This is a genomic window from Bacteroidota bacterium, assembly GCA_030706565.1.
Lineage (GTDB): Bacteria > Bacteroidota > Bacteroidia > Bacteroidales > JAUZOH01 > JAUZOH01.
This window is the reverse complement of the sequence record JAUZOH010000298.1, coordinates 1-4,759: the sequence shown is the minus strand read 5'-3', so window position 1 is coordinate 4,759 and position 4,759 is coordinate 1. Positions and strand designations below refer to the sequence as shown.

Sequence of the window (4,759 nt, the reverse complement as noted above, 5' to 3'; positions counted from 1 at the left end):
TTAAACAAGCCCCTTAAAGCATAAGCCTCTCCGGTAAAGCGCTGTTTCATCAGGGTATTGATTTCTGCACTCGACCATTTCCAGGTCACCGTATCCACGATGGAAAGGAACTGATTCAGGTATAAAATGGCCGAATTACAATTATCCCATTGATTGACAGGATTTGAAAGGGCTGACCATTGGCCGTTGGCCATTCTCAGGTAAGAATTCGTCTTAACATTGGAAACGGCATCATCAGTAGCCACATCATTATAGGTAAGCCCGTTTGTAGGAATCTTGGTGTAGGCAGTGATCAATAAACCTTCAGCAAAAGCGGGATCATTATAAACTCTGTTGAAAGTACTATGATTATCATTCAAAGGATCCATTAGCTCATTGCACGAACTAAATGCAAATGATAAAATCATTAATAAAGAAAATATCTTAAATAATCTCATGATTAAAATTGTATTTAGTTATTAAAATGTTGTTTTAATACCTACAGAAAAAGATCTGTATTGAGGTTCACTACCAACATTTAGATTTTCTACTTCCCTGTATTTTGCAAACCTGTATGGATTCGAAGCATCAACATAACAACTCAGGTGTTTCATGAATACCATCTTGGCAACTGACGAAGGGAGCTCATAACTTAACTGAACCCTCTGGATATTAAAATAATCGGTTCTGTATATCCAGAATGTAGAATTCTGAAAGTTATTGGGGTTTGAAAGAGAACTCAATCTTGGAAAGGTTGCAGTAGCCTTAGTATCAGGAGTCCAACGGCCCAAAACGGTTTCAGAGTATTTATCATCTCCGTCAATCCAATAATAATTGCTATTTCTGAATGCAGTAGCTCCAAATTGTCCGTATCCCAATGCAAATAAAGTAAAACCTTTATAATTTACAGTAAAATTCAGTCCGAATGAATAAGGTGATTGAGAACGCCCAACCTTTACCTGGTCATCCGAATTTACAATGCCATCTTTATTCTGATCCACATATTTGATATCGCCGGGTTTTACCGTTCCGTAAGCCTGAAGGGCATGATTGGCTATATCTGCATCATCGGCAAAAAAACCTTCAGTTACCAGGGCAAATTGTGAATCCACTGATTTTCCTTTTCTGTATTGATAATCATTTGCATAAACTTCATCCCTCTTAATTATTTTAGAAGTGGCATACAAAGCATTTGCACCAAGAGTAACCTTTACATCTCCAAAATGCTTATTAATCGTTATTCCCAATTCTGCACCTTCATACTGGTTATTGTCAAAATTCTTATAAGGTATAAAGTTAGAATAGAAACTAGGATAAATGGTAGAAGGCCTTGTAATCTGGTTGTAATACTGACTCTTGAACACATTAGCATCAATACCCAGTAATTTATTGAAAAATAAACCTTCTAACCCAAAGTTTATTTCTTTTCTTTTTTCATACCCAAGATCCATATTCCCACCATTGTTAGAAATAATTCCGGAATTGGAATAAGTTCCTTCGTCCCAGTTGTAGCTTCCGGATCCTCCATACTTGTTATCATAATAATAATAACCGTCAATCCCGTTATCGCTGCAAAGAATGCCACCCGTTGCCTTTAATTTCAAATAATTAATAAAAGTCAATGAAGACATGAAGTCTTCAGAACTAACAACCCAGGCTAAACCAAGAGAAGGTGAGAAATCCAATTTTTTATTATTGGGTAATTTTACGGAATTCAAATAGGTACCGCTGAAATTAACCAGGTACTTTTGATTAAAGCCATAAGTCAGATCGATTCCTAAATTAAAATCTTTCTGTCCCTGTTCATCTCCCTGCACTTTATAACGGTTTCCAAAACCGGATAAAACGCCATAAAGATGATGAACATCATTAAAAGTCCTGTCATAATTAAAGGCACCGGAGAAACAGAATCTTCTTTCGAAATAGGCGCTTCCCACATTTTGAGAACCGGTACGTATATCAGTGCCATATTGTTTTAAACTGACGACAGAATCGGCTGTTGTGCTCCAAGTTGGTTCATATACGGAATAAGAATTATCAATACTTTGATTAAAACGGGTGTATAAGTCGAAACCGAAATTCGTATGGAAACTTAAGCCTTTTACCAAATCACCCAGGTTTATATCAACCCGGTTGTTGAAAGAAAACGTTCTCCGGATCGTGGCATTTTTGCCTCCTGCATAACCTTCAGCTATTGCATTTGTCGGATAACTTGAGGTACCTCCAAGAAGATATATCCCACTGACATCAGTTTTACGGGCATCAACCAAAGCATTACCCGGCACAACCATATCTATTGGAATCAGGGGTGCAAATAAATTAGGCCTGTAGGAAGAAGCATTTCCCCAGAAATCCCCGGTCTGACTTTTTGTATTGTCGAAATATGCAGCAGCATCAATTGAAGTTTTCACATATTTATTAACATTAAGATCGACATTGCCTCTGACATTAAAAATGTTTTCGCCGCCATTTTTACCTTCTCCAAAATCAATCAGGCTGCCAGATTTAGCCCAGCCTATATTCGAATAGTAGGTAGCGACATCATTACCCCCTGACAATTCAGTGCTTGCCTTAAAAAAGGGTTTATATGAATTCAAATACTCTGATGAATAATAATCCACATTGGGATAACGGTATTTGTTCCCTGTAGCATAATTTTCTATTGTTGTCAGGTCATACGGAGCGGTAAGCCCATCATTTAAACGGGCTTCATTATAAAGTTGCATGTATTGGCTGGATGACAAATATTTAGGCAGTTCAATTGGCAAAGAAACGCCATAGTAACCATTTACCTTAATATTTTGTTGATAAGGTTTGCCTCTTTTGGTAGTGATCAAAACAACCCCATTCACAGCCCTGCTTCCGTATAACATGGATGAATTAACATCTTTTAATACGGTAATCTGATCCACTTCAGCCATCGAAATATCGGATGAAGTGCGGGGTAAACCGTCAATTACAAACATTGGGCCACCAATTCCACGGATATTTGAAGAGCCCAACAATCCCGGAACCCTTCCGGTAAGAGCAGAAGTAACAGACTGATTATTATCATACTCAGCAATTTCATTAGGATCAAGAACATATACAGCCCCTACGATATCCCCTTTCTTCACTTTATGGAAGCCAAGATTTACCTCATCTTTTTTGCCATACATAAATTTTGACACAGGAAGTTGAAATGCTTTTATGCTCTCAAGCTTGCCCTGTTTAAACACTCTTGATTCATAACCATCAGCTTCAATCATAATATCAGTCTTAGCCGGGACCATAATATCAAATTTTCCTGAAGCGTCCGTATTTGCTAAAATCGCACCTTCATCTCCGTAAACCTTTGCACCGGCAATAGGATTGCCTGTTTCATCAGTCACCCTGGATTCGATTTTTACATAGCTTTCTTTCTGATCACTCTGACCAAATGTTTTTGTCAAAGGAAGTGTAAAAAACAAAGACAGAATAATGATCAATATATTGAAATATCTTTTTTCCATTTCTTAAGATTTATATATTAAAAATATTTTGACCTACAGGCTTACCATCCAGGATTTTGTGAAAAGCCCTTATACAAAGAGACATCTTTCGTTTGGAAAGGCAGCCAATTATGTTTTTTCACAGCTACTCTTGTAATAACCACTCTTTCTTTGATATTTATAGGCTTCTTGGTAACTGGGTCACGGTCAAAATCCACAGCAGTTTTTTCCTTGTATTTCAATTCAGTATTCAGGTTCCAACGGCGCAGATCCTGGAAACGTTGTCCTTCAAAGGCAAATTCTACGGCACGTTCACGAATAAGCTCACCCATAAAAGCCTCTTTGGTTGCCGTATAGTTTGCGGAAATATTAGGCAACTGGGCACGGTTTCTGATAATATTCAGGGCACCTTCAGCAGTAAGCGGATAATCCGGGTCGCTGGAAGAAGCGGAGCCATAACCCTGCAGAACAGCCTCAGAATACATGAGGTATATATCTGCCAACCTCAGGAATGGAACATAGGCTTGAAAAGCCCCCCATTTATTATCCCATTGATTGCAACCGATTGGAGAATACCTTTTATAAAAGAAACCGGTCACACTGCCATTGGTAGTACTACGATGACGCCCACCGGTAAAAAGCTGGGCATACTGATCATCTTTTGCAGCACTGCTGTTCACCATTTTGTCCCCATCAATAATAATATCCTTATAAAATCTGGGTTCCCTGCCCGTCCATGGGTCATTAGGTTTATAACCGGAAGCAGGATCATCTATAGGAAGGCCGTTAGCCATGGCATAATTTTTAATATAATTGGCAGTAGGTACTTCAACCGTACTTGAATTTCCCCCAAACTGGGTGGGGCAAGTTGCACCTACCGTTGACCACCGTACCCGTCCATTATCGAATACGGTACAATTCATGATCACCTCTGTACCCCCGGACATAACGGTATTACTGGGGGACCACACCCAAAAATTATCCGTCCAGGTATTCCACGACTGCATTCTGTAAATCTGTGTCCTGTCGTTCATTTTTAAAGCTTCCGCAAAAGCAGCAGCAGCCTGCTTACAGAGATCCGCATCATAAGTTGCGTTGCCGGTAGATTCTTCATTCATCATAGGACTTGCAGCATATAGCAAATCTTTACCCAGGTAACCCAGAGCAAACATCTTATTGATACGTTGTCCATTATTTCCAAGGGTTGCCTGTCCAACCTGGGTGCTATCCCAATGAACCGGCAAAAGATCAGCAGCAGCCCTGAAATCGGCGGCAGCCCTTAAAGCAGTCTGCCTATAATTAAGCCGGGG

3 protein-coding genes are annotated in these 4,759 nt (G+C 39.3%); all 3 read right to left on the bottom strand.

Features of this window, described 5'->3' with window-relative positions:
* On the bottom strand, nt 1-407 hold a 407-nt coding region (locus Q8907_12900; GenBank protein MDP4275168.1), incomplete at its 3' end, for a RagB/SusD family nutrient uptake outer membrane protein.
* A gap of 51 nt (nt 408-458) precedes the next feature.
* Nucleotides 459-3,470 (bottom strand): SusC/RagA family TonB-linked outer membrane protein, encoded by a 3,012-nt coding sequence (locus Q8907_12895; protein ID MDP4275167.1) that lies wholly within the window; start codon nt 3,468-3,470, stop codon nt 459-461.
* 41 nt (nt 3,471-3,511) lie between these two features.
* A partial coding sequence (locus Q8907_12890) for a RagB/SusD family nutrient uptake outer membrane protein (GenBank protein ID MDP4275166.1) occupies nt 3,512-4,759 on the bottom strand: 1,248 nt, incomplete at its 5' end.